The sequence below is a fragment of the Flavobacterium sp. AJR genome (assembly GCF_002156885.1).
In the GTDB taxonomy this organism is placed as follows: domain Bacteria; phylum Bacteroidota; class Bacteroidia; order Flavobacteriales; family Flavobacteriaceae; genus Flavobacterium.
Window position 1 is genome coordinate 1 of the sequence record NZ_NCWQ01000097.1, and the last position, 23,166, is coordinate 23,166.

Below are 23,166 nucleotides of genomic sequence, written 5' to 3' on the forward strand. Positions count from 1 at the left end.
GGAGTATACTTTTACGGTTAAAAACTTTAACTATAAATTTCTTTGATGAAACAATTTAATTTAAACAACAACATACTTAAACTAAAAGTAAAAAAATCCCCATTAGGAATTAGAATCGTGATGTTCTTTTTTGCTTTTGTTTTTTTTGTTTTTCCACTATTAGGAGCGATCATCAATATAATAAGCGGAGGCGGAATGCAATTCGGCTATTTTATTGGTATAGGTTTATTTTCGGTTATGGGATTTTATCTACTTAGGGTTGCTTTATGGAATACTTATGGTGAAGAAACTATTGAATTTTTTGAAAATAAAATTACATATGAAGCAAATTATGGTTGGTTTAAGGATGGTAAAAAAGAAATGAGTTTTGCTATTCTTAAATATTCTTTTAAGTTGGTTGGTTATGAAGAGGACAATGAAGGTGTGTTGGTAATAGCTTCTGAAGAGTCTTTGATCGAATCGGTTGTTAAAATGCCGATAAATCAAGTTGAAGAATTGATTTCGATTCTTCAATCTCTATAATAGTTCCCCGTGCTGTCGCGAGCGTGGGATTTATCGCAACATGAATAAACTTTACTATAGATTTGTAAAATTACCAAATAATGGTAACTTTACATAAAATCACCAAATATATCATGGGAAGAAATACATCCATATCGTTGGGGAATCATTTTGAGAATTTTATTGAGCATAGTCTTTCAGAGGGAAGATTTAAAAATGCTAGTGAAGTTATCAGAGCGGGTTTACGCCTTTTAGAAGAAGAAGAAAATCGATTGATGGCTTTGAAAAATGCAGTTCAAGAAGGTATTAATAGTGGACGAGCTGAAAATTTCGACCCTAATAAACATCTTGAAAGTTTAAAGGCAAAGAGAAAGTAAATGGCTAAATATCATTTAACCAATAAGGCTGTTGAAGATTTAGCTCAAATTTGGAATTATACTTGTGAAGAATGGTCCGAAAGACAAGCCAATAAGTATTATTTTCTACTTTTAGATTCCTGTACGGAAATAGCCGAAAACCCAGATCTGGGTAAAAATTATGATTTGGTAACTGAGAAATTATTTGGGTTTAAATCAAATGAACACATTCTTTTTTATCAAATTCTTTCAAATGATGAAATTGAAATTATTAGAATCCTTCATAGTAGAATGGATTTGAAAAGTAAATTTTTAAAATAAAATTGAGAAGAAATTCCTAAGGGACGTTCGAGCTCGCGTTGAGAAAAAAATTATCGATGTTGGTATTGTTATTACCTCATAAAAGCAATAGTTATTAATGAAATCCAAAGTCCTAGCCCTGATAGAAGCGGCATCCTTTTTCTGGCTTTTTTTAGCCAGAAAAAGATACAGCGGATAGCAGGAATAGCTCCTGAATAAAATTATCTTCCTCTAATACTTAAATCACTTAAGATTTTTGCGGTTTCAGAATCGGAATTGGCTGAAAATCCAGCGACGTAAACACCTTTTTTGCCCGATGTAGATTTTATTCCATAAACCACGGCTTCATCGCCTGGATCTGATTCTCCTTCGTATCGATACACATGTACGATTTCAAATTTTTCAGGATTTTTCTTTATTACATCTTCATTTAGATTAAAATCGTAAGTAAATCCTTTTTCGTTTAATTGATCCAAAGCTTTGGATACAGTTGCGTAGTGATACATTCTAATCATGATAAATGAAATTTTGGTGGTTAACGTTTAAAGATAACTATTTTAAAATTAAGTGTTTGTAAAAGGAGTGTTAAAGTAAATTTTATAATGGAGAAAAGAGAGCAATAAAAACGCTAAATTTGCCCCGCAGACCGCCTTATCGTCGCTCATTTAGGTGAGGGGAGGAAAGTCCGGACACCACAGAGAAGCATAGCGGGTAACACCCGTCGGCGTTAGAAATAGCGTTAGGACAAGTGCAGCAGAAAGTATGTACAGGTAATGCTGTAGTGAAAACAGGTAAACTCTATGCGGTGAAATATCAAGTATATCAGCATTTAAGGGCTTCTCGTTCGTTGCTGAAGGGTAGATAGCTTGAACTTATGAGTAATTGTAAGTCTAGATAAATGATAAGGTATTGTTAGTAATAACAAGAACAGAATCCGGCTTATAGGTCTGCATTTTTTTATATTTGTGAGAGTATTAAATTTATTTTCATGAAAAATCTTCACTAGTTATTTCTGAAATTAAACATGATGCAAAGACGCGTAGATTATGAATATTTACGTTTTTAATCTGTGGAATCTTTTTATCCCGTTCCGAACCGTTGAGATTGGGAGTGGCAAAAAAAATAATATGAAAACAAGAATTGGAATTTTAGGATTGGGTGGAGTAGGTGGTTATTTTGGTGGACTTTTGGCGAAAGCCTATGCCGAAAACGATGCTATAGAAGTCGTTTTTATTGCGCGTGGTAAAGCTATGGAAGTTATTGCCAAATCGGGTCTTAAAATTAGTACTGATGAAGGAGAAACGATTGTTTTCCCAACTGTAGTATCTAATGATCCTGATGCAATTGGGAAACTAGATTACCTTATTTGCGCTACTAAAACCTATGATATCGAAGAAAGTCTTGATGCTATAAAAAAATGTATTACCAAGAATACTGTTTTTCTTCCTTTATATAATGGCGTTGACGCCACGGAACGTATTAGTATCATTTTTCCTGATAATGAAGTTTTGCAAGGTTGCGTTTACATCGTTTCGATGATTGCTGAACCTGGCGTTATTAAAAAAACAGGAATTTACGAAAAGTTATTTTTTGGTTCTGATAGTGCTTCGGTTTATAGAATGAAGGCGTTGCAAACCATTTTCCAAAATGCTAAAATCGAAAGTTATCTCGTAGATAATATAGAAGAAACAGTTTGGGAGAAGTTTGTTTTTATATCGTCTTTGGCTTCAGCTACTTCTTACTTGAATCAGAATATTGGTGAAATTATGGAAAATGCTTCTAGCCGAAATTTATATGTTTCATTGCTGAATGAAATAACTATGATTGCGGCTGTAAAAGGACTGAATCTTCCTAATGATATTGTAATGCAAACTATCCTGAAATTGGAGAAAACACCTCGTGATGCAACTTCGTCTATGCACCGTGATTTGTTGGCAGGAAGAAAAATCGAACTTTCGTCTCTTACTGAATTTGTAGTAAATGAAGGTTTGAAATATGAAATTGAAACACCAACATATCAGCTGATTTTGGATAAATTAGCTACACACGAGAGTAATTAATCACTTATCTTAAATTCTAGTCCGATATTACGGATGCTATCGATACTAATTCGGGAATCGTCTTTAAAGTATTTTCGAATTTTACTGATATAAACATCCATGCTTCTGCCTGAAAAAAAGTCGTCATTTTTCCAAATCGATTTTAGGATTTGTTCTCTTTTTAGCATTTGATTTTTATGCGTGTAAAAGAAATGAATAAGCGCAGCTTCTTTCTCTGTAAGTTGTTGGTTTTTGTTGTCCTTTCTTAATGATAATCGTTTGGTATCAAATAAATAATCTCCAATTTGTAACTCGTTGGTTTCTGAGAAAAGAGATGTTTTTTGTTGGCTTCTTTTCAGGATGTTATTTAGGCGTAAGATAAGTTCTTCGGCTTCAAAGGGTTTTACAATGTAATCGTCTGCACCGAGCTTTAATCCAATTATTTTATCTTCTTTAAGTTTTCTTGCTGTGAGAAAAATGAATGGAATTTCGGGATTGATTTTGATGATTTTTTCGGCAAGTGTAAATCCGTCAATAATAGGCATCATGACATCGAATACGCAAATATCGAATGTTGTAGTTTGAAAAACAGCTAATGCTTCCTGACCGTTTTCGGCCCAAGTAACATCATAATCATACAATTCCAGGTATTGTTTGAGTACGTTTGCAAAATCGGAATCATCCTCTGCCAAAAGTATTTTTTTCATTTTTGCTGTATTTTTTTTTGCCACAACTTACACGAATCGGCACTAATTTTATATGAAATAATCTAAAAAAAAACCTGTGTTAACCTGTTTAATCTTTATAAAATCGATCTAACTCTTTGCGAAAGGGACGCGGATTATACGGATTCGCTAAGGCGAAAACACGGATTAAAACGGATTTTATTTTTGATTGTTTTTAAATCAGTTTTAATCCGCGGCTTTACTTTTATAAATCCGTATCATCCGCGTTCCTTTATAGACAATTTAAGCTAGCAACTTTTTATCAAAGTCCCAAAACACTTTCTTGGTCTGAAGCTGAAAACTTAACTCAACGGAAAACTAATATAAAACTTGGCTCCTTTTCCTAAATCGCTTATTACTGCAATCGTACCTTGATGAGCTTTGATGATTTGGTTTACATAATAAAGTCCTAACCCCAATCCTTTAGAATTATGCAGATTGCCTTGTTCTACACGATAGAATTTATCAAAAAGTAAAGAATGTTTGCTTTTAGAAATCCCGATTCCGTCATCCTGAATACTAAGATTAAATTGGTTTTGGTTTAATGTGGTTTTTATGATAATGGTTTTCGAGCCATATTTTACTGCATTTTCGAGCACATTTAAGATTGCTGTTGTTAAGTGAAATTTATCTAATACAAGAGTAGTTTCGTTTGTGCCGAAATGAGTTTCTATCTTAACTTTAGGATATGCAATTTTAAAATCTTCGATAATTGCATTTAAGAAAGACTCGGTAATAATCTTTTCTTTCTGCATTTCCATTTCATTTTCATCTAGAGAATTTGCCAGAACTTGGTCTATCAAACTCTGTAAACGGTTGTTTTGACGCGAAATGGTATTAAGAATCGAGTTGAAATGAATTTCGTTGTCACGAATGTCTTTTCGCTCTAGTATTTTGGTTGAAATAGCCAGAGTCGTTAAAGGCGTTTTGAGCTCGTGTGTGATATTATTGATGAAATCGGTCTTTATATCGCTTACTTTTTTCTGTTTTATCAATGCTTTTATGGCAATTACAAAAAGTGTTATCAAGGTTAAGATTGATAGTAGGGACAAGAATAAAATCATACTCATCCTTTTTAATATTATCATTTCCCAATCGATAACCGATACGTACATAGAATCTTCGGTGAGCAAATTATAATCTTGCATTTGTGCTGTTCCGTTTGTTGTACCCACATAATTTCGGACTAAAAAGGCATTGTCTAAAGAAGCCAGATTACCATATAATTTGTTTTTTATAAATGGCTTTTCGGAGAAAATTGTATCGGCTTTTTTAGAACTATTATAGATGATAAACTTGTTGAGTACAATGGCAAAATCTATAGAGAAATTTGGAATTTCTCTATTAAACTTCTGTTGTAATTTTCGGGTTAGTTCACCTCGAAATTCATTTTGAAGCAAAGCGGTTTTAATGTCCGATTTTGTTTTCTTATCATGTATATAATTCTCGGCTAATTGCTTGTATAGATGTTCTTTTTTGTTGACAATTGTCGAATCGATATCGCTATAATCATTTGTGATAAAAGCAATTTCATTCTTAATCTCTGAGTGAAACTGTGCTACTTTATAATCATAAGTTGTTTTTACCAAATAGCATTGCACAACAGATAAAACCACCAGAGCGATAGCTGATAAAAAGATTAATAAGTTGATTCTGTGTTTCATTTCATCCAATAAATACATTCCAAAAATAAAGCTTTTATCTTTTAATTTATGCATTAACCCTGCATTAACCTACGATTAACTTTCGACAGTGTTTTTTAGAACCATTTTTGCAATCAAATATATAGAAAAAGACAAATTATGAAAAAACGATTATCAATGCTGATTCTGTTTGGAATTACATTTTGTTATGGGCAAAAAATGGAAAAAGTAACTGTTGATTATTTAGATACCAATGATATATATGTCAATGACGAAGACTCACAATCATTGCATTATTACAAAATGGTTCCAAAAACGGATATTATAGGGGCTTTGGTAATTTTACCATCTGGAGGGGAATCTACAGAAGATTTATTAAAACAAATAACACTGCATGAGTTAGCTGTTAAAAAAGGTATTCTGGTAATTATTCCTTCAATAAATTGGGGAACGGATAGTCGTGAAGCTGAATTTTCTTTTTTAGACAAGATTTTTGATGAAGTTGTAAGAAAGTACAAGGTCTCTAAGGAGAATTTTATTTTAGGAGGTTTGTCGAGTGGAGGTATTATTTCTTTGACTTATGCGGAAAACGCCATTAAAAATCCAAACAAATTATTCTTAATTCCTAAAGGAATTTTCGCTTTGGACGCTCCGCTGGATCAAGCTCGTTTTTATAAATATTGTGAAAGAGAAATTAAAAGAAATTTTTCTGAAGCTGGAGCAAATGAGGCAAAATGGATGAAGAATAATTGGGATACTTTATATGGCGGTTCACCGGATCAATTCCCGGAAAAATATATTGATGCTTCTATTTTTTCTTATGGAGCAAAAGATGGAGGCAATGCAAAATATTTAAAAAATATGCCTATTCGTATGTACACAGATCTCGATGTTAACTGGCTAATTAATGAACGCCACCGTGATTTGTATGATTGGAACGGGATTGACATAGTTGGGATGATAAACCAATTGAAAGTTATGGGGAATAATAATGCAAGTGTAATTATAAGTCAAGGAAAAGGAGTGAGATTAAACGGGAGTAAAAATCCGCATTCTTGGTCGATAATGGATACAGAAGATTGTTTGAATTGGATTCTTAACTTACTTGAAAGATGATTAAAATAATAATAATTGCAATTTGCCTTCTTGTTTCTGCATTTGGATATGCACAAAGCGAAACCCCAAAGGATAGTATTTCGAATAAATTAGAAGAAGTCGTCATCAGTGCAAAACCAAAAACATTTTCGAATCAAAACGGAAATATTAAAATAGATGTTGCTAATTCGGTTTATAACTCTGTTCCTAATACACTAGATTTATTATCTAAATTACCTACTATTATTATAAGCTCAGACAAAGAGAATATCTCGATTGTAGGCAAAGGAACGCCACTTATTTATATTGATAACCAAAGAGTGGGAATGAATGACTTAAATGCGCTATCGGTAGATGATATAAAGAATATCGAGATTATCCAGAATCCATCTGCTAAATATGAAGCCGAAGGACGTGCTGTGGTTTTGATAACAAGAAAGTTTAGTAAAAAAGATAGTTTTAAAACGGACATTTCTGAAGTAGCTTCTTTTAAAAAAAGATACAATAATTATCTTGGGTTTAATTCTAGTTTCAAGAAAAACAAACTAGAATGGAAGGCTAATTTTAATTACAATCAATTGCAACCTTGGGAAAATCATAGTATAGATTATGAGATTGCTAATGCAAATATTGTTTCAGATTACGATGTTGAAGCTTATACCAAACGCAAACAGTATATTTTTGGAGGTGGACTATTTTATAAGATAAATGAGGATGATTATTTCTCGTTTAATACAAACAGTAAGTTGCAAAAAGACACTTTTGATATTAATACGAGTACTTATAATAAAAAAGATAATATCGAAAACAATGTTGTAACCTTTAGTGATAATGATAGCAATAAGAATTTTGTAAACGCATTTTTAAATTATTCTAAGAAAATAAAAGCTATCGATACGCAGGTTTTTACAGGCTTGCAATATTCTAATTTTGATCAGGGATTATGGAGTGAAGTCGAAAATAATTTTAATGATACTGAGTTTGGCTTGACACAAATCCGAGATCAAAAGTTTAAAGTTGGTGTTTTTTTAGGAAGAATTGATATTGAGAAAAAGTTTAAAAATGAAATGAAATTCGAAGTTGGAGGATTGTATTCTTCTGCCGATTCAAAATCAGATTTTGATATATTTTATTCTGAAACCAATAAAAATGTATTAAGTCATTATGATTTTAAAGAGCAAAATTTAGCAGGATATAGTCAGTTATCGGGAAAGATTAAGAAAGTAGATTTTTCGGTTGGGATAAGAGTGGAGAACACCAATGTAAACGGAAAATTTAAAACCGATTTATTGCCTTTGATTGATAAGAATTACACTAATTTCTTTCCGAAAGCACAACTTACATTCCCAATAGATAGTACAAAAAGCATTAGTGTAAATTATGCAAAAAGTATTTCGAGACCCAATTATTCTTCTTTAAGTCAGGGAACAACGTATATTAATCCTTATTTTTTATATGGCAGAAATATAAATTTGGATCCGACTATTATTAATGAAATCTCATCTACTTTTCAGTATCATGATAAATCGGTTAAGCTAAGTTATTATCAAAACACAAACCCAGTTTATAATAGTTTTATATATGATGAGGAACAAAATATCATGACCTTTAAAGATATAAATTTTGATAAAGAAACAGGATTTAACCTGGATTTTACATTACCATTTACTTATAGATTTTGGACAACGACAAATTCATTGGTTTTTATTTTAGAAAAAATAGAAGATAAATCAGCTATGTTTTTAGCTTCAAAACCCTATTTGTATTATTACTCAAATAATGAATTTAAGCTTCCAAAAGGATTTACTCTTACTGTATCTGGCTGGGGATTGACTAAACAAAACAAAGGCGTTTTTGAGCGAAACGAGAGATTTATTGTAGATATGGCGCTTTCTAAAACTTTTTTCAAAAACTGGAATTGTACTGTAACGTGTAATAATGTTTTTAATAGTAATATCGAAGAAGAACAGTTTACTATTAATAACGTTAGCTCGAAGGCAAGATATCAGGTTGATTGGCACGAAATTTCGATTGCTATAAAATATTCTTTCGGAAAAATAAAAGATTCACAGTTTAAGGAAAAAAATGTAGATGATTCAAACAGGATTCGATAAATGATGTGTTTAAAAGCAGAAGAGGCTGTCCGAAAAGTAATTTTAGATAGTTTGTTTATTGATTTTTGAAAACATGATTGCTAATTGCTCCAGCGGAGCATAATGTTTATAGCATTTTTTATAGAATCTATTGCTAAAGAGCTACAGCGTAGCGTTATTTTGTTTTTTTTAGATTGCTATACATGTCACCCCGATGGGGTTTATAAAATGGGTTTGTGAATTTCTATAAATATAACGTCCCTCTGGGACTTAGAATGTTATAAACTTGTTTAAATAAGCAAAGGAGGCTGTCTGAAAATTACTTTTCGGACAGCCTCTTTATATTATGATAACTTGGGTGTTTATTAACCTTCGTCTTCTTCGGTACTTTTTGTTGCAGCTTTAAGGCTTATTTCTTCATCTTCGGAAGAATCAAATTCGAAGAAACTAAAGAAAGAACCACCATAACTTTTCTTAAATGAAAAATTACTTAAATGATCTAATTTAGTATATTTAGAATGTTCGATAATCATCATTCCATCATCTTGCAAAAGCTCTCTCTCAAAAACTAACATTACAATTTTTTCGAATGTAGCCTGATCCAAAGCATACGGAGGATCTGCAAAAATAATATCGTAAGATGTTTTACAGCTTTCTAAAAATTTAAACACGTCACTTTTTGTTGCGGCAATATTAAAGTCAAATTCGGCTGCAACTTGCTTGATGAATTTTACACAACCAAAATCACCATCTACAGATGTAATTGGTGTGCAACCACGAGAGGCAAATTCATAACTGATGTTTCCAGTTCCCGCAAATAAATCTAATACCTTTAAGCCTTCAAAACTAAAATGGTTATTCAAAACATTAAATAATGCTTCCTTAGACATGTCAGTTGTAGGTCTTACCGGAAGGTTTTTGGGTGGAGATATGCGTCTTCCTTTGTATTTTCCTGAAATGATTCTCATGATTGAAAAAGTATAAAATGTTGTTGATTTTGAGCCGTCGAAAAAGAATTATTTTTTTCTAAGTTAGATACGTCAAACAAGGATACATTTCGGATATACTTATAAGCGATTGCAAAAAAATCGTCTTTTTCAGAAATCGTTCCTAACAATTCAAGTTTAAAACTCTCGGGGTTCATATTAAGTTGTTCTGCTGTAAACAGCAAATAATAAATAAAATCCTCAGGAGTTTGATATTCAAAAGAATTAAATAATAATAGTTTTTGGTTTTGCACCACAATGATTTCGAAATGTCCTAAATTAAAATTGACAACCATTGTTTTATCGTCGTTGTTTTTGGATCCATCCAAAAGCTTTTCGACAAGAATACTATTGGCGTGTTTGTATTCGAAAGTGCCAAACTGGTCAATAAAAAAGTTATTGATGTTTACATACGGAATGTAAACAGCATTCATTTGATAATTGGAAATTTCGTCGAAAGCAAAAAAATCAGTTTCAAAAACCTTGGTATTGTATTGTAAATAGCTACCTAGAAAGTTTTCGTCAAATAGGGCAGTAGGAACAAACGTTGATAAATTGTTGTTATGTATTATCGTTATTTGATCATAAGTATCTTTAAGTTCTGGATGTTTGCTAAAAGCATCGGCAAACAAATCTTCAATTTTGCTAGTTTTGTGAGACGTGTCAAAAGTGACTTCGTTTAAAGATAAAACAGTATTGTTTAATGTATCAAAACAACAAAACGAAAGCCCAGCCAGTGAAACCTGAATGGAAAGCTTTTTGTACTTTTTTGATGTTATATTTGTATTTTGTGATTGCATAAATGGATTTAGAATTCAATTCTTGTTAAGAATCAAGATAGAATTAAACGTGATGACAAACTTACAATTTTTTTTTATTCATTTGGGATTTTATGTGGTTCCCTCGCGTTTGATACCTATATTTGATGATAATTTTACATTAATATAACCGTTATGAGTTCTTCCCTGTTTTATAGTCTTTTACAAAAAAAATTCCCTTTTTCTCCGACCTATAAACAGGATATTTTTTTTCAAAAGATTGCTATATTTTTAACCGATACAGCAAATGATACGATTTTTGTACTAAAAGGATATGCAGGAACAGGAAAAACTACGGTAATTTCGACCATTGTAAATAATTTAGCAGAGATTGATAAGAAATATGTTTTGCTTGCGCCAACAGGTCGTGCTGCAAAAGTAATTGCTAATTATTCGGAGAAACCCGCTTTTACAATCCATAAAAAAATATATTTTCCTAAGAAATCTTCTGGTGGTGGAGTTTCGTTCACCATTCAGCAAAACAAGCATAAAAACACCATTTTTATAGTCGATGAAGCTTCGATGATTTCAGATAGTAATTCTGATTCTAAACTATACGAAAACGGTTCTTTATTAGATGATTTGATTTCATACGTGTATTCGGGAACCAATTGTAAAATGATTTTATTGGGAGATACGGCACAGTTGCCACCAGTAAATTTAGATATTAGTCCGGCACTTGATATTCATACGTTAAGCGTAAATTATAATAAAGAAATTGAGCATATCGAACTTGACGAAGTAATGCGTCAGGAAGAAAACTCAGGTATTTTATTTAATGCTACGGAATTACGTGAATTACTAAAAGAAAGTTTTATTACCGAGTTTAGGTTTGATGTAAAGAAGTTTAAAGATATTGTACGATTAACAGATGGTTACGATATTCAGGATGCGATAAACTCTGCATATAGTAATTATAGTATTGAAGATACGGCTTTTATTGTGCGCTCTAATAAAAGAGCAAATCAGTATAACGAACAAATTCGTGCCAAGATTCTATTTAAAGAAAGTGACCTTTCTACCGGCGATTTCCTGATGGTAGTTAAGAATAATTATTTCTGGCTAAAAGATTCAGATGAAGCTGGTTTTATTGCCAATGGTGATATTATCGAGATTCTGGAAATATTTAGTATTCAGGAATTATACGGTTTCAAATTTGCGAAAGTAAAAATACGAATGGTCGATTATCCAAATCAGAAACCTTTTGAAACGGTTTTATTATTGGATACTATAAAAAGCGAATCACCATCGTTAACCTTCGAAGAATCGAATAGATTGTATGAAGAGGTGATGAAAGATTATGATAATGAAACTACAAAATATAAGAAATTCCAAAAGGTAAAAGCCAACGAATATTTTAATGGTTTACAAGTAAAATTCTCTTATGCAATAACGTGTCATAAATCACAAGGTGGGCAATGGGATACAGTCTTTATAGAACAACCTTATTTGCCAAACGGTATTGACCGTGACTACATAAGATGGTTGTACACTGCTATGACAAGAGCAAAAAATAAATTATATTTGATAGGCTTTAAAGATGAGCATTTTGTAGAATAATTAGTTGCCACAAATTTCACGAATTAGCACGAATTCTAATAATTATGAAAAAGTTAGTTTTATTTTTTTTATTGATAGCTTTAAGTTGTGGTAAAAAGCAAGATACAAAGATTCAAGAAAAGGATAATGTAATAGTTTTTTTTGATCCAATTACTTTAGGTGCTAGTGGAGTTGATGCAGGGGTAAAGATTAATGCGCGTTTTAGTGAGTGTGGAGAATGGGGAGGACGTTATGAAGAAATAAAAATATTTACTAAAGAAAGAAACTTTAAAGATTATTTTTTGAATTATACCAAAACAAATATTGATTGTGATAAGAGAGACTCAAAGGGACAAAATATAGAAACAATTGTTACTCAAAAAACAATCAGATTAACAGATTCTAATAAAAAATCAATAATCGAATATATGAAAAGAATGATTGAGTCTAAAGTTGAGGAAAGATTTCCAGGACATGCTGGAGATTCTTTTTCAATTATGAATTCTGATTCAACTTTCGTAATTGAAGTTTATGATTATAATTCTAAAAATTTGAATAGTTATAATCAATTATTAGCTGAATTAAAACTTTTTAAAAAATAATTAGCGCTAATTCGTAAAACCTGCATTAGCCTTTTAATGAACATAAATCTCATTTAGATTATGAATACGCTAAACGATTTACATACTATTTCGCAAACTTTCTCGAATACAGATAAAATGCCAGTTTTGTTTCTTGGGCATGGGAATCCGATGAATGCTATCGAAGAAAGCGAGTTTGTTGCAGGGTTTAGAAACCTGGCTAAAACATTGCCTCAGCCGAATGCTATTTTGTGTATTTCGGCACATTGGTACACCAAAGGAACAAAAGTTACGGCGATGGAAATGCCTAAAACTATTCATGATTTTGGAGGTTTTCCTCAGGCTTTGTTTGATGTGCAATATCCTGCCAAAGGAAGTCCGGAATTAGCTGTTGAAACTAAAAGAATACTTACTCCTGTCGAAATAGAATTAGATGAAACCTGGGGCTTAGATCACGGGGCATGGAGTGTGATAAAGCATTTATATCCTGAAGCAAATGTTCCGGTGATTCAGTTAAGTATTGATTATACAAAATCGGGGCAATATCATTTTGAGTTGGCTCAAAAATTACAATCCCTACGTCATAAAGGAGTTTTGATTATTGGGAGTGGTAATATTGTCCATAATTTAAGATTAGTCGATTTTCATAATTACGATAGAGATAATTATGGCTACGATTGGGCGATTGAAGCTCGACAAACTATTAATGATTATTTGCTGGATGGAAACTTTCAACCGCTTATTAATTACGAGAAAATGGATAAAGCGATTCAATTAGCGATTCCAACACCAGATCATTATTTACCGTTGCTTTATACGTTAGGCTTAAAAGAAAAATCAGAAGAATTAAGTTTATTTAATGATAAACTATTGGCTGGTTCATTGAGTATGACTTCGGTTAAGATTATGTAACAGAAATAGTGTACAGTTTCAGTCACAGTTCCAGTTTTGAGCTTTGGTTTGGGAAGCTAACTTAAAAAAGTTTAGATAAAATTAAAGGATTAAAATGTTTTTTCACGCAGATTCGGCAGATTAAAGCAGATTTAATTTAAAATTAGTCCTAAATAAATCTGCGCTTATCGGCTTAAATCTTTTAAAATCTGCGTGAGAAAAATTTAATTACAGATTTACTTCGTCTTTTCTATTTATTGCTTTAAAAAAATCCGTTTTTATCTGTGTTTTCGCCTTGGCGAATCAGTATCATCCGCGTTCCTTTTTGAAGTGAGCTAAATAAAATTTTACAATCCAATAGCATAAAAATACCCATCGGCACTCCCGAAATAAACTGTATTGTTACTAATAAATGGAGAAGAAACAATTGGACCAAGTTTGTAAAACTCATCCATAACTTTTTTAGTTTCTTTATATTGGGATAAATCCGAATTTTTGGCTGCGTATGTAAAGTCTAGTTGGTCATTTTTTAGAATTTCGGCAGCATGTTTTTTTCTACTATCGGTGCTTATAAAATTAGATATTTTGCCAAGCGAAAGAATATCCAATGAAAAGAAATTACCTGTAAAATCTCCAAAATAAATAGTGTTTCCAGAAATTGCAGGACTTGAATATACATATCCGCTTGTTCTAAAGCGATATAGTTCTTTTCCAGTTTTAGAATCTAAAGCAAGTAAGGCATAAGTGTCTGAAGTTCCAACATATATAATATTGTTTAGTATTACAGCAGAGCTGAGAATCCATGAACTTTCGGCATCGTATTTCCAGATTAGTTTTCCTGTTTCAGAATCTAAAGCAAAAAAATGAGGATCTCTGGCACCAAAATATACCATTCCATCCGCAACAGCTACAGAAGATTGAATTCCTTTGAATCCTATTTTGTCTTCGGTAGTAAATTTCCATTTTTCTTTTCCTGTTTTACAATTTATAGCGTATAGTTTAGCATCCCAACTACCAATGTATAAAGTATTTTTATCTAGAACTGGTGTGCTATGAATTGGACCTTCGGTTTTAAATTTCCAGTTTAAGCTTCCTTTTTTTGCGTCAAGCGAATATACATTTCCATCACTACTCCCAAATAATACCGAAGCCGATTTATTGTCTTTATAAACTACAGGCGATGATAAATAAAAGTCCCATAAATCATCCATGGGTTTGCCATTTGGATTCGTGCCTAATATTCTAAGATCACTATACCAGTTTTCTCCACCTGTTTTAAATTTCCAGACTTCTTTACCAGTTGTTGTATTTACGGCATAATAATAGCCATCGAAACTGCCGAAAAAGATAGTGTTTTCGTAAATACTTGGTGAACTATGGATTGCTCCATTAGTTTTGAATTTCCATTTTAAATTTCCAGATTTCTCTTCGATAGCATAAAGAAAACCATCTTCGCTACCAATAAATACAATTCCGTTTTTGGCTATTGGCGAAGAGAATATTTTGCCATCGGTTTTAAATTTCCATTTAATGTCGCCTAATGGTAAATATCCTTTACCAGGAAATACTCGGTCTGAAAATGAGTTTATAATTGAGGGTTCATTCTTTTGCGCAAATGAATTATTTATTACTAAAAAGAAATAGAGAGGGAGAAGTGCTAATAATCTTTTCATACTTTTTTTCTCATAAAAATAAATATTTTATAACATATTAAAGTTTAATTATTTAAGAAATATGTTAGAAATAATTTTTTAATACCTGATTGTGAATAGGTATATTTGTTTTTACGATTTATCACTAATACATTCAAGAAATGAAAATAATAGCAGTTATTCCCGCACGTTACGCTTCTACACGATTTCCCGCCAAACTAATGCAAGATTTGGGCGGCAAAACAGTAATTTTAAGAACGTATCAAGCCGCAATACAAACCAATTTATTTGATGATGTATTTGTTGTAACAGATTCGGATATTATATTTGATGAGATTGTCTCAAATGGAGGTAAAGCCATTATGAGTATTAAAGAACATGAATCGGGGAGTGATAGGATTGCTGAAGCTATCCAGAATCTGGAAGTTGATATTGTTATAAATGTACAAGGCGATGAACCTTTTATCGATGCTGAGCCGCTGGCAAAAGTAATTGAAGTTTTCAGAAATGACTCAGACAAAAAAGTTGATTTGGCTTCTTTAATGCGTGAAATTAAAGATGAAACCGAAATAAATAATCCTAACAATGTAAAAGTTGTGGTGGATCAAAGTGGGTTTGCTTTGTATTTTTCTCGTTCGGTTATTCCGTATCCTAGAGATGTAGCAGTTGGTGTGCGTTATTTTCAGCATATTGGGATTTACGCTTTTAGAAAACAAGCTTTATTAGATTTTTATAGCTTACCAATGAAATCGCTTGAGGCTTCGGAGAAGTTGGAGCAATTGCGCTATTTGGAGTTTGGAAAGCGCATAAAAATGGTCGAAACTACTCATGTAGGTATTGGAATTGATACACCGGAGGATTTGGAGAAGGCCAGAGTGCTTTTGTTGTCTAAATAGAATTTATTGTATAATTGTTCTTAAGTTGTTATTGCCAATCTTGTCTTTCTGAGGCACGAAGAATCTCCGTGAGTAACTCTGCCAAGTAGATTTTCAATTATTGTCGATTCTGTAAACGTGGCTTCGACTCTTCTCAGCCTGACAATATAGTATATAAGCAGTAATGAGTATATATTCTCAGTATTATTATTGCCAAACTTGTCTTTCTGAGGTACGAAGAATCTCCGTAAGAAACTCCATAAAGGGATTAGGTCCTTAAATTCTATTCTATTTTGATCATAGCCCACGGTTTTAACCGTGCGGTACGGATTATATAAACATTGCCAACGGTTGAAACCGTTGGCAATGTTTATATAATGTTATTTGTATTAGCGATTTTAATAAATACCCAAGTCCTAGCCCTGATGGTAGCGGCATCCTTTTTCTGGCTTTTTTTGCCAGTAAAAGATATAGCGGACAGCAGGAAATAGCTCCTTATAAAAATAAATTGTTAAAAGTAAAAAGGATTAATCTATTTAAAATAGTCTATAAAAAAAACTCCAAACCGTAATGATTTGGAGCTTTTTTGTATTAATGTTTAAACTAATTTCTTAGTATAAATTAGGGTATTTTGATGGGTTTACCTCATTCATCATGCTGTATACTTTTTCGTAAATATCTTCGGTTGAAGGTTTAGAGAAGTAATCGCCATCGGTTCCGTATGCTGGTCGGTGAGCTTTTGCAGTTAATGTTTGTGGTTTGCTGTCTAAATGTACGTATGCATCTTGTTGCTCGATAATTTGTTGCAAGATATAAGCAGAAGCTCCACCTGGTAAATCTTCGTCTATTACAAGAAGACGATTTGTTTTGGCAATACTTTTTACAATATCTTGATTGATATCAAACGGAAGTAATGATTGTAAATCGATAATTTCACAGTCAATACCAACTTGTTGCAACTCAGTAGCTGCTTGTTCTACCAATCGTAAAGTCGATCCGTAAGAAACTAGCGTAATATCTTTACCTTCTTTTAAGGTTTCAACAACACCAATTGGTGTTTTAAATTCTCCGTAGTTTGTAGGTGCTTTTTCTTTTAATCTATATCCGTTTAAACATTCGATTACTAGCGCAGGTTCATCACATTCTAATAATGCGTTGTAAAATCCAGCTGCTTGCGTCATGTTTCTAGGTACAAGTACATGTATTCCACGTATTGCATTTATAATCATTCCCATTGGAGAACCCGAATGCCAGATACCTTCTAAGCGGTGTCCGCGTGTTCTGATTATTAATGGTGCTTTTTGTTTTCCTACGGTTCTATATTGTAAAGTAGCCAAATCATCACTCATGATTTGGATCGCATATAGTAAATAATCTAAATACTGGATTTCGGCAATAGGGCGTAATCCTCTTAATGCCATTCCTATTCCTTGACCTATTATGGTTGCTTCACGAATACCTACATCGGCAACACGAAGTTCTCCATATTTTTCTTGCATTCCTTCTAAACCTTGGTTTACATCTCCAATGTTCCCTACATCTTCTCCAAAGATTAAGGTTTCTGGATATTTAGTAAAGATGGCATCAAAGTTGTCTCTTACAATCATTCTTCCATCAACATCTAGGCTGTTTGCCTCGTATTGTGGTAAAACTTTCTCTACAGAGAAAACATTAAGATTAGAATCTGAAAATAAATTGCTGCTGAATCTTTCTTGCGTTGTTGCAATGTATGCAGTAATCCAGTTAGCTAATTCGGTTTTGCTATCTTCATTTACAACTAAACGCAATATTTTTCTGGCTGTTGCAAGCATTTCCTTTTTTAGAGGAGATTTTATAGCAGCTAATTCGTTTGTTAGTTTTAGGATTTGCTCTTTATTAGTACTGTTATTTGCAGTAGTTTCTAATAAAGTAAGCAACACTTTTTGATCCTGGATAATTGGGTCTATAAAAGAGTTCCATGCTTCTTTTTTGGCATCGAGTACTTCTTTTTTTAATTCCATATCAATTTCGTCCAACTCTTCTGGCGATGCTATATTAATAGCAATCATCCATAAACGCATTTGGCGAATACAGTCAAAATCTTTTTCCCAAGCCAGTCTTGCTGCATTTTTATAACGTTCGTGAGAACCCGAAGTCGAGTGGCCTTGAGGTTGTGTTAACTCATTTACATGAATTAATACAGGGACATGTTTTTCGCGTGCAATAGCTGCAGCTTCTTCGTATGTTGCAATTAATTCGGCATAATCCCAACCTTTAACTCTAAAGATTTCATATCCGTTTGAGTTTTCGTCGCGTTGGTATCCTTTTAATATCTCCGAGATATTTTCTTTGGTAGTTTGATGTCTTGCATGAACCGAAATTCCGTATTCATCATCCCAAACGCTCATTACCATTGGTACTTGCAGTACTCCGGCAGCATTTATGGTTTCAAAGAATAATCCTTCAGATGTACTAGCGTTTCCGATAGTTCCCCATGCAATCTCGTTACCATTTACAGAGAAATTATCTTTGATTTTTATGCCGTCTACGTTTCTGTATATTTTAGATGCTTGTGCAAGACCTAATAATCTAGGCATTTGTCCTGCGGTAGGAGAAATATCTGCACTAGAGTTTTTTTGTTTGGTAAGGTCTTTCCAAGAACCATCTTCATTTAAACTATGAGTAACAAAGTGTCCACCCATTTGTCTTCCTGCCGACATTGGATCAAAGTTTAGATCGGTATGACCGTATAAACCAGCAAAAAATTGTTTAGGAGTTAACTCGCCAATTGCCATCATGAAAGTTTGATCGCGGTAATATCCCGAACGGAAGTCACCATTCTTGAAGGCTTTTGCCATCGCCAATTGAGGAACTTCTTTACCATCGCCAAAAATTCCAAATTTGGCCTTTCCTGTCAATACTTCTTTACGACCTATTAAGCTACATTCCCGGCTAATAATAGCGATTCTGTAGTCGTTCAAAACTTCGGTTTTGAAATCTTCGAAAGTAAGTGTAGTATTGTTTTTTTCTTTTATCATAATCTGGAATGGGTCATGTTAGATCACAAAATTAATTAAAAACTAGCAATTATCATAATTCGTTAAAAAAAATATAATTTAATTATCTGTATTTAAAAGGGTATAATAGGATGCTTTTTTTGTTGTTTTTTTATTGTTTTGTGTAATTTAGTAATAATAATTTATGTTTTGTGTGGTTTTTATTTGATTAAAACCATTTTCTTGTAAAAAGATTGGTTAATGTTTTAGGTGATAAAGTAACTACGAAACGTATCTTTTCTCCATATTTATCTTGAGAAATTTCCCACCCATTGTTAGAGTATACCGGAAAATACAATTCAAAATAATCTGGAACAAAATTTAATCGGATACCACTATCATATATAAATTTTTCTGCAAAACCTTTACTTTTAATAAAACCTACGTCTCCATATGCTTCAATCCAATTCCAAAGAGAATAACTTGCATTTAAAGTAGTTATCCATTGATTTGCATATTGCGGAGTTAGTTTTGATTTAAAACCACCTTCAGCCATTATAAATTGCTGACTAAAAAGACCTGTACTCTCAGATCTTCCGTAATAATTATAATCATACAAATAATCTGTAGGACGATCTATACCAAAGCTAAAATAATCAGAATTGGTATTGTTGTATATAAACGTTCCAGCATACATTCTTAAATTTACCTGTCGATTGTTCTCAAAAAGTTTTCTGAACTCTATTTCACTAGCTACTTTCCCGAATTCACTTGCAAATTGTACTTCCGACATAAAGTTAAAATGATTTGTAACTTCAGTTTTAGTATTAAAATAGCGGGCATTAAATACAGAATAATTAGGACTGGAATTGTCTGTAACATAATTGCTTTTTTCTCTGTTAACAATAACCTGACGCAACGTAATAAGTTGTTTCCTGTTGTCACGAAAGTTTTCTTCTCTTATTCGCAACTGTACAGATGGATTTAACTTTAAATAAGTTGCATCTGGCGCATAGTGAAAATAAGATTCAGAAAAAGAATATTTTACGTTATATAAAGTACTGTTTCTAAAATTTTGAACATACGAGAAACCCGATGAACCCGATATTGTTTTTGCCTTTATAGAGTAAGCAGGATTAATATCAAAAGTAAACGGTTTGTCTAATATCGTTTTGTTATGAAAACGTATTCCGGGAGTTATCCCATCATAATAATTATAGTTAAGCGTAGGGATATAAATTATCTGATTGTAATACGGATCTTCGAGATCTTTGGCAAAATTAAATTTTATAGGACGATTGGTTGGCGAAAAACCTTTTAGTGATTTCCAGTTGTTTCTTAAGTTATACTCAGGAACTTCATTATCATAGTTTAAAACAATTTTGTCTGCATTTTTTCTTTCTACAGTAAATGTAGTATCTGTAGTTTTAGGATCAATCCATTGTTTAAACATTACCTCCTTTTTCTTTACTCCATATACAGGAATAGGAACATAGGTTTCTGTTTTATTTTTTAACGAAAATGTAATGCTGTCTTTAGTTTTAGAAACATTATTAAACTTATAATCTATTATATCTCTAGAGTTTATTATAATATCAAAGAACCAATTGATATCTTTTTTTGCATTATAATTCAAAAGACTTTCAAAATTACTACGACTTACTTGCTCTATTTTATTAAGTTCATAAAAATCCTGAATACTAGTTTGTACGCTATTATTACCCAAATAATCGTCTAAATAACTAAGGCTAAGTCCAGCGCGATATTTACTAGCAATTTGTTCATTAAATTTTATAAGCGTGTTCTTGGGGTCGCCCAGAGGTTGGTCTAGATTTTTGCGAGCCATAAGCATATAAAAATAACTGTATTGCTCGTTAAAACTCAGGTTAGTTATTTTGTAGCTTTTTAAGATCTTCAGTTTTGAGAGACTTCCCATCATTTTCTGGTCAGGATAGTTTTCTTCAATATATTTCATCATGACATATATTTGTATGCCATCATAAATCCAGTTGTCTTTTCTAGGATCTAAGCGTAAACTATTTTTTAAATAAGTATTTAAATAGGTTTTTAAGAACTTAATTTCAAACATAAACTCATCCGGAAAAGGATTTATAAACGAAGGCAATTGGTTCAGACCATAAAACGGGTTCCTTTCGTAATCTATTTGCGAAACCGTAATTTTTTCATGCGGATATTCGCCAATATACTTATTAGCATAATCTACAATTCTGTTTATCGCAAGAGCTTTCTGGATTTCATTTAAATTGTTGTTCTTTAAATTAGTAACAACCTCTGTAGAGCCTATTTTATATCTAGTAAAACTGTTTTTGGGTTCAATAAATAAGCTTAAATCCGTCCTTTTATTACCAGAATAAAAAGTATTGGTGTATTTCTCAAATTGTTCTTGCGAAGTCTTATTTAAGTCAGTGGTAATGGTGTAATTATTAGGAACTTTTATTTCTACCTCATAATCAGTTGCAGCATTGGCAATATCATCCAGATTATAATTATTGTATTTTATAAAGCGATGGTTTTCAAATCGGGCAGGGCTTAAGAACCAGTTTTTCAGGTTTAAACTTCCGTTTTGAGAATAGCCATATCGTGTAAATTTATCACTAGGAATCTTAACGATGTAGGTAAGATGTAAGACAATTGTTTCATTTGGAGCTAATTTTCGATTTAGTTTGACTACAATATAATCGGGATTTTTTTCTGATCTTTCCCATGCCAAAGCTCCGTCTTCTGTATCTGTCAGGCTTATAATCGTAGTATTCCCTCTTTCTTCAGGTTTAGCAAGGTGAAATCCTCTGTAAAACTCATCCGAAAAACGTTTGGCAAGAGGGGTGTTTTTATCCGAAAAAGAATTATTCCAATCATTAAGAACTACCGAAATTAAAGTATCGTTCGATACATTGTTAAAGGTAATGTCTTGTCTGATATTCAGAGTTTTTAGCTCGAGATTAACCGCAACCGTCATTTTAGAATGATGCTGTGCGTACTGTTTTATCGAGCTCAATAAAACAAAAGTGCAAATAGTAATTTTATAAAATAACTTCAATGATTGTCCTTAAAGATTTATTAACGAAATAAATATACTATTAATTGTGGATTTATAAAGCCACTTATTGATAAAAAAGCATAAAAAAAGCTGTTTTTACACAGCTTTTTTAAAATTTAAAAATTCGGGCTTAAATCATATTTCTTATAGAATTTATCCAGAGCTTCAACTACTTCATCCTCAGAATCAACGATTTTAAATAAGTTCAAGTCATCAGGACTTACCGTATGTTCTTTCTCAACCAATACAGTTTTTACCCAATCAATTAATCCAGACCAGAATTCAGTTCCAACCAAAATAATAGGGAACTTACCGATTTTTTTCGTTTGGATTAAAGTAATTGCTTCAAACATTTCGTCAAGAGTTCCAAAACCACCTGGCATAACCACAAAACCTTGCGAATACTTAACAAACATAACTTTACGTACAAAAAAGTAATCAAAGTTTAAGTTCTTATCACGGTCGATATAAGGGTTAAAATGTTGCTCAAATGGTAATTCAATGTTCAAACCTACCGAAGTTCCTCCGCCTAAGTGAGCACCTTTATTACCAGCTTCCATAATTCCAGGACCACCACCAGTAATTACACCATAACCAGCTTTACTGATTTTATAGGCAATCTTTTCTGCCAATAAATAATATTTATCTTCTGGTTTTGTTCTCGCTGAACCAAAAATAGATACACACGGACCAATACGTCCCATGTTTTCATATCCATTTACAAACTCAGCCATGATTTTAAAAATAGCCCAACTATCATTGGTTCTAATTTCGTTCCATGTTTTTTGTTTTAATCTATCTTGGATTACTTTGTCTTCGTCATTATCAAAATCTTCTAATCTCATTTTCTTTGTATTAATTTATTTTTTAGGAGCTATTTCCAGCTGTCCACTTGTATCTTTTTATTTTTAAAGAAAAAATAAAAAGGATACCGTTCCCATCTGGGCTAGTCTATACTTTATCAATTTTATTTTACCCTAAAGCGGGGCGCAATATACTAAGATAATTCTTTTTTCAAAAACTGCGCTGTATAACTTTT

The 23,166-nt window shown here is 32.3% G+C and carries 19 protein-coding genes and 1 other RNA gene; 11 read left to right on the forward strand and 9 right to left on the reverse strand.

The features are described from left to right. The first annotated feature begins 45 nt into the window (after positions 1-45). From B8T70_RS20300 to B8T70_RS20310, 3 genes are all read left to right on the forward strand, one after another. On the forward strand, positions 46-522 hold the full coding sequence (locus B8T70_RS20300) for a hypothetical protein (protein ID WP_086896016.1): 477 nt from the start codon (positions 46-48) through the stop codon (positions 520-522). Positions 523-635: 113 nt separating this feature from the next. Then, positions 636-878, forward strand: a complete 243-nt coding sequence (locus B8T70_RS20305) for a type II toxin-antitoxin system ParD family antitoxin (RefSeq protein ID WP_086896027.1) — start codon at positions 636-638, stop codon at positions 876-878. Further along, on the forward strand, positions 879-1,178 hold the full coding sequence (locus B8T70_RS20310) for a type II toxin-antitoxin system RelE/ParE family toxin (protein WP_086896017.1): 300 nt from the start codon (positions 879-881) through the stop codon (positions 1,176-1,178). 200 nt (positions 1,179-1,378) lie between these two features. On the opposite strand, the gene B8T70_RS20315 is transcribed toward B8T70_RS20310, so the two are convergent. Continuing rightward, positions 1,379-1,672 carry a hypothetical protein gene (locus tag B8T70_RS20315; protein ID WP_039116360.1) on the reverse strand — a complete coding sequence of 98 codons (294 nt, stop codon included), beginning with the start codon at positions 1,670-1,672 and terminating at the stop codon, positions 1,379-1,381. Between the two features lie 123 nt (positions 1,673-1,795). Between B8T70_RS20315 and rnpB the strand changes: the two genes are divergently transcribed. Together rnpB and B8T70_RS20325 are read left to right on the forward strand one after the other, a co-directional pair. Further along, positions 1,796-2,115: RNase P RNA component class A (gene rnpB / locus B8T70_RS20320), an RNA gene on the forward strand. 169 nt (positions 2,116-2,284) lie between these two features. Continuing rightward, a complete protein-coding gene (locus tag B8T70_RS20325; protein WP_086896028.1) occupies positions 2,285-3,217 on the forward strand; it encodes a ketopantoate reductase family protein in 933 nt (310 codons plus the stop codon). On the opposite strand, the gene B8T70_RS20330 is transcribed toward B8T70_RS20325, so the two are convergent. Next, a complete protein-coding gene (locus tag B8T70_RS20330) occupies positions 3,214-3,903 on the reverse strand; it encodes a response regulator transcription factor (RefSeq protein ID WP_086896029.1) in 690 nt (229 codons plus the stop codon). The genes B8T70_RS20325 and B8T70_RS20330 overlap by 4 nt on opposite strands. Before the next feature lie 320 nt (positions 3,904-4,223). Next, complete coding sequence (locus B8T70_RS20335; protein WP_242667527.1) at positions 4,224-5,639, reverse strand: sensor histidine kinase KdpD; 1,416 nt, start codon at positions 5,637-5,639, stop codon at positions 4,224-4,226. Positions 5,640-5,723: 84 nt separating this feature from the next. Here B8T70_RS20335 and B8T70_RS20340 point away from each other — a divergent pair, with 84 nt between their 5' ends. Together B8T70_RS20340 and B8T70_RS20345 are read left to right on the forward strand one after the other, a co-directional pair. Further along, positions 5,724-6,680 (forward strand): hypothetical protein, encoded by a 957-nt coding sequence (locus B8T70_RS20340; protein ID WP_086896018.1) that lies wholly within the window; start codon positions 5,724-5,726, stop codon positions 6,678-6,680. Further along, positions 6,677-8,773, forward strand: a complete 2,097-nt coding sequence (locus tag B8T70_RS20345; RefSeq protein ID WP_086896019.1) for an outer membrane beta-barrel family protein — start codon at positions 6,677-6,679, stop codon at positions 8,771-8,773. The genes B8T70_RS20340 and B8T70_RS20345 overlap by 4 nt, the downstream gene beginning before the upstream one ends. A gap of 344 nt (positions 8,774-9,117) precedes the next feature. Here the strand turns inward: B8T70_RS20345 and B8T70_RS20350 are convergent, their stop codons facing one another. Next, complete coding sequence (locus tag B8T70_RS20350) at positions 9,118-9,720, reverse strand: RsmD family RNA methyltransferase (protein WP_039119323.1); 603 nt, start codon at positions 9,718-9,720, stop codon at positions 9,118-9,120. Beyond that, positions 9,717-10,538: a DUF3822 family protein gene (locus B8T70_RS20355; protein WP_086896020.1), complete on the reverse strand. Its 822-nt coding sequence runs from the start codon at positions 10,536-10,538 to the stop codon at positions 9,717-9,719. Before B8T70_RS20355 ends, B8T70_RS20350 begins: the two co-directional genes overlap by 4 nt. Before the next feature lie 153 nt (positions 10,539-10,691). Between B8T70_RS20355 and B8T70_RS20360 the strand changes: the two genes are divergently transcribed. From B8T70_RS20360 to ygiD, 3 genes are read left to right on the forward strand one after another with little or no spacing between them, the layout of a single operon-like run. Then, a complete protein-coding gene (locus B8T70_RS20360; RefSeq protein WP_086896021.1) occupies positions 10,692-12,116 on the forward strand; it encodes an ATP-dependent RecD-like DNA helicase in 1,425 nt (474 codons plus the stop codon). Positions 12,117-12,160: 44 nt separating this feature from the next. Continuing rightward, a complete protein-coding gene (locus tag B8T70_RS20365) occupies positions 12,161-12,697 on the forward strand; it encodes a hypothetical protein (RefSeq protein ID WP_086896022.1) in 537 nt (178 codons plus the stop codon). Between the two features lie 60 nt (positions 12,698-12,757). After that, a complete protein-coding gene (gene ygiD, locus B8T70_RS20370) occupies positions 12,758-13,588 on the forward strand; it encodes a 4,5-DOPA dioxygenase extradiol (RefSeq protein WP_086896023.1) in 831 nt (276 codons plus the stop codon). A 326-nt stretch (positions 13,589-13,914) separates the two neighbouring features. Here the strand turns inward: ygiD and B8T70_RS20375 are convergent, their stop codons facing one another. Then, on the reverse strand, positions 13,915-15,240 hold the full coding sequence (locus tag B8T70_RS20375; protein ID WP_086896024.1) for a PQQ-binding-like beta-propeller repeat protein: 1,326 nt from the start codon (positions 15,238-15,240) through the stop codon (positions 13,915-13,917). 140 nt (positions 15,241-15,380) lie between these two features. Between B8T70_RS20375 and kdsB the strand changes: the two genes are divergently transcribed. Beyond that, entirely contained in the window at positions 15,381-16,115 is a 735-nt protein-coding gene (kdsB, locus tag B8T70_RS20380) for a 3-deoxy-manno-octulosonate cytidylyltransferase (protein WP_039119328.1), read from the forward strand. A gap of 590 nt (positions 16,116-16,705) precedes the next feature. Here kdsB and B8T70_RS20385 read toward each other — a convergent pair. From B8T70_RS20385 to B8T70_RS20395, 3 genes are all read right to left on the reverse strand, one after another. After that, positions 16,706-19,111 (reverse strand): thiamine pyrophosphate-dependent enzyme, encoded by a 2,406-nt coding sequence (locus B8T70_RS20385; RefSeq protein WP_086896025.1) that lies wholly within the window; start codon positions 19,109-19,111, stop codon positions 16,706-16,708. A gap of 187 nt (positions 19,112-19,298) precedes the next feature. Further along, positions 19,299-22,046: an aminopeptidase gene (locus tag B8T70_RS20390; RefSeq protein ID WP_086896026.1), complete on the reverse strand. Its 2,748-nt coding sequence runs from the start codon at positions 22,044-22,046 to the stop codon at positions 19,299-19,301. A gap of 197 nt (positions 22,047-22,243) precedes the next feature. After that, a complete protein-coding gene (locus tag B8T70_RS20395; RefSeq protein ID WP_035628114.1) occupies positions 22,244-22,972 on the reverse strand; it encodes a TIGR00730 family Rossman fold protein in 729 nt (242 codons plus the stop codon). Between the last annotated feature and the right edge of the window lie 194 nt (positions 22,973-23,166).

Coding starts and splice junctions, on each gene's coding strand:
- B8T70_RS20300 (WP_086896016.1), top strand. CDS start 46: ATGAAACAATTTAATTTAAACAACAACATACTTAAACTAAAAGTAAAA.
- B8T70_RS20350 (WP_039119323.1), bottom strand. CDS start 9,720: ATGAGAATCATTTCAGGAAAATACAAAGGAAGACGCATATCTCCACCC.
- B8T70_RS20385 (WP_086896025.1), bottom strand. CDS start 19,111: ATGATAAAAGAAAAAAACAATACTACACTTACTTTCGAAGATTTCAAA.
- B8T70_RS20305 (WP_086896027.1), top strand. CDS start 636: ATGGGAAGAAATACATCCATATCGTTGGGGAATCATTTTGAGAATTTT.
- B8T70_RS20365 (WP_086896022.1), top strand. CDS start 12,161: ATGAAAAAGTTAGTTTTATTTTTTTTATTGATAGCTTTAAGTTGTGGT.
- B8T70_RS20335 (WP_242667527.1), bottom strand. CDS start 5,639: ATGCATAAATTAAAAGATAAAAGCTTTATTTTTGGAATGTATTTATTG.
- B8T70_RS20355 (WP_086896020.1), bottom strand. CDS start 10,538: ATGCAATCACAAAATACAAATATAACATCAAAAAAGTACAAAAAGCTT.
- B8T70_RS20315 (WP_039116360.1), bottom strand. CDS start 1,672: ATGATTAGAATGTATCACTACGCAACTGTATCCAAAGCTTTGGATCAA.
- B8T70_RS20390 (WP_086896026.1), bottom strand. CDS start 22,046: ATGACGGTTGCGGTTAATCTCGAGCTAAAAACTCTGAATATCAGACAA.
- B8T70_RS20375 (WP_086896024.1), bottom strand. CDS start 15,240: ATGAAAAGATTATTAGCACTTCTCCCTCTCTATTTCTTTTTAGTAATA.
- B8T70_RS20345 (WP_086896019.1), top strand. CDS start 6,677: ATGATTAAAATAATAATAATTGCAATTTGCCTTCTTGTTTCTGCATTT.
- ygiD (WP_086896023.1), top strand. CDS start 12,758: ATGAATACGCTAAACGATTTACATACTATTTCGCAAACTTTCTCGAAT.
- B8T70_RS20340 (WP_086896018.1), top strand. CDS start 5,724: ATGAAAAAACGATTATCAATGCTGATTCTGTTTGGAATTACATTTTGT.
- B8T70_RS20310 (WP_086896017.1), top strand. CDS start 879: ATGGCTAAATATCATTTAACCAATAAGGCTGTTGAAGATTTAGCTCAA.
- B8T70_RS20395 (WP_035628114.1), bottom strand. CDS start 22,972: ATGAGATTAGAAGATTTTGATAATGACGAAGACAAAGTAATCCAAGAT.
- B8T70_RS20360 (WP_086896021.1), top strand. CDS start 10,692: ATGAGTTCTTCCCTGTTTTATAGTCTTTTACAAAAAAAATTCCCTTTT.
- B8T70_RS20325 (WP_086896028.1), top strand. CDS start 2,285: ATGAAAACAAGAATTGGAATTTTAGGATTGGGTGGAGTAGGTGGTTAT.
- B8T70_RS20330 (WP_086896029.1), bottom strand. CDS start 3,903: ATGAAAAAAATACTTTTGGCAGAGGATGATTCCGATTTTGCAAACGTA.
- kdsB (WP_039119328.1), top strand. CDS start 15,381: ATGAAAATAATAGCAGTTATTCCCGCACGTTACGCTTCTACACGATTT.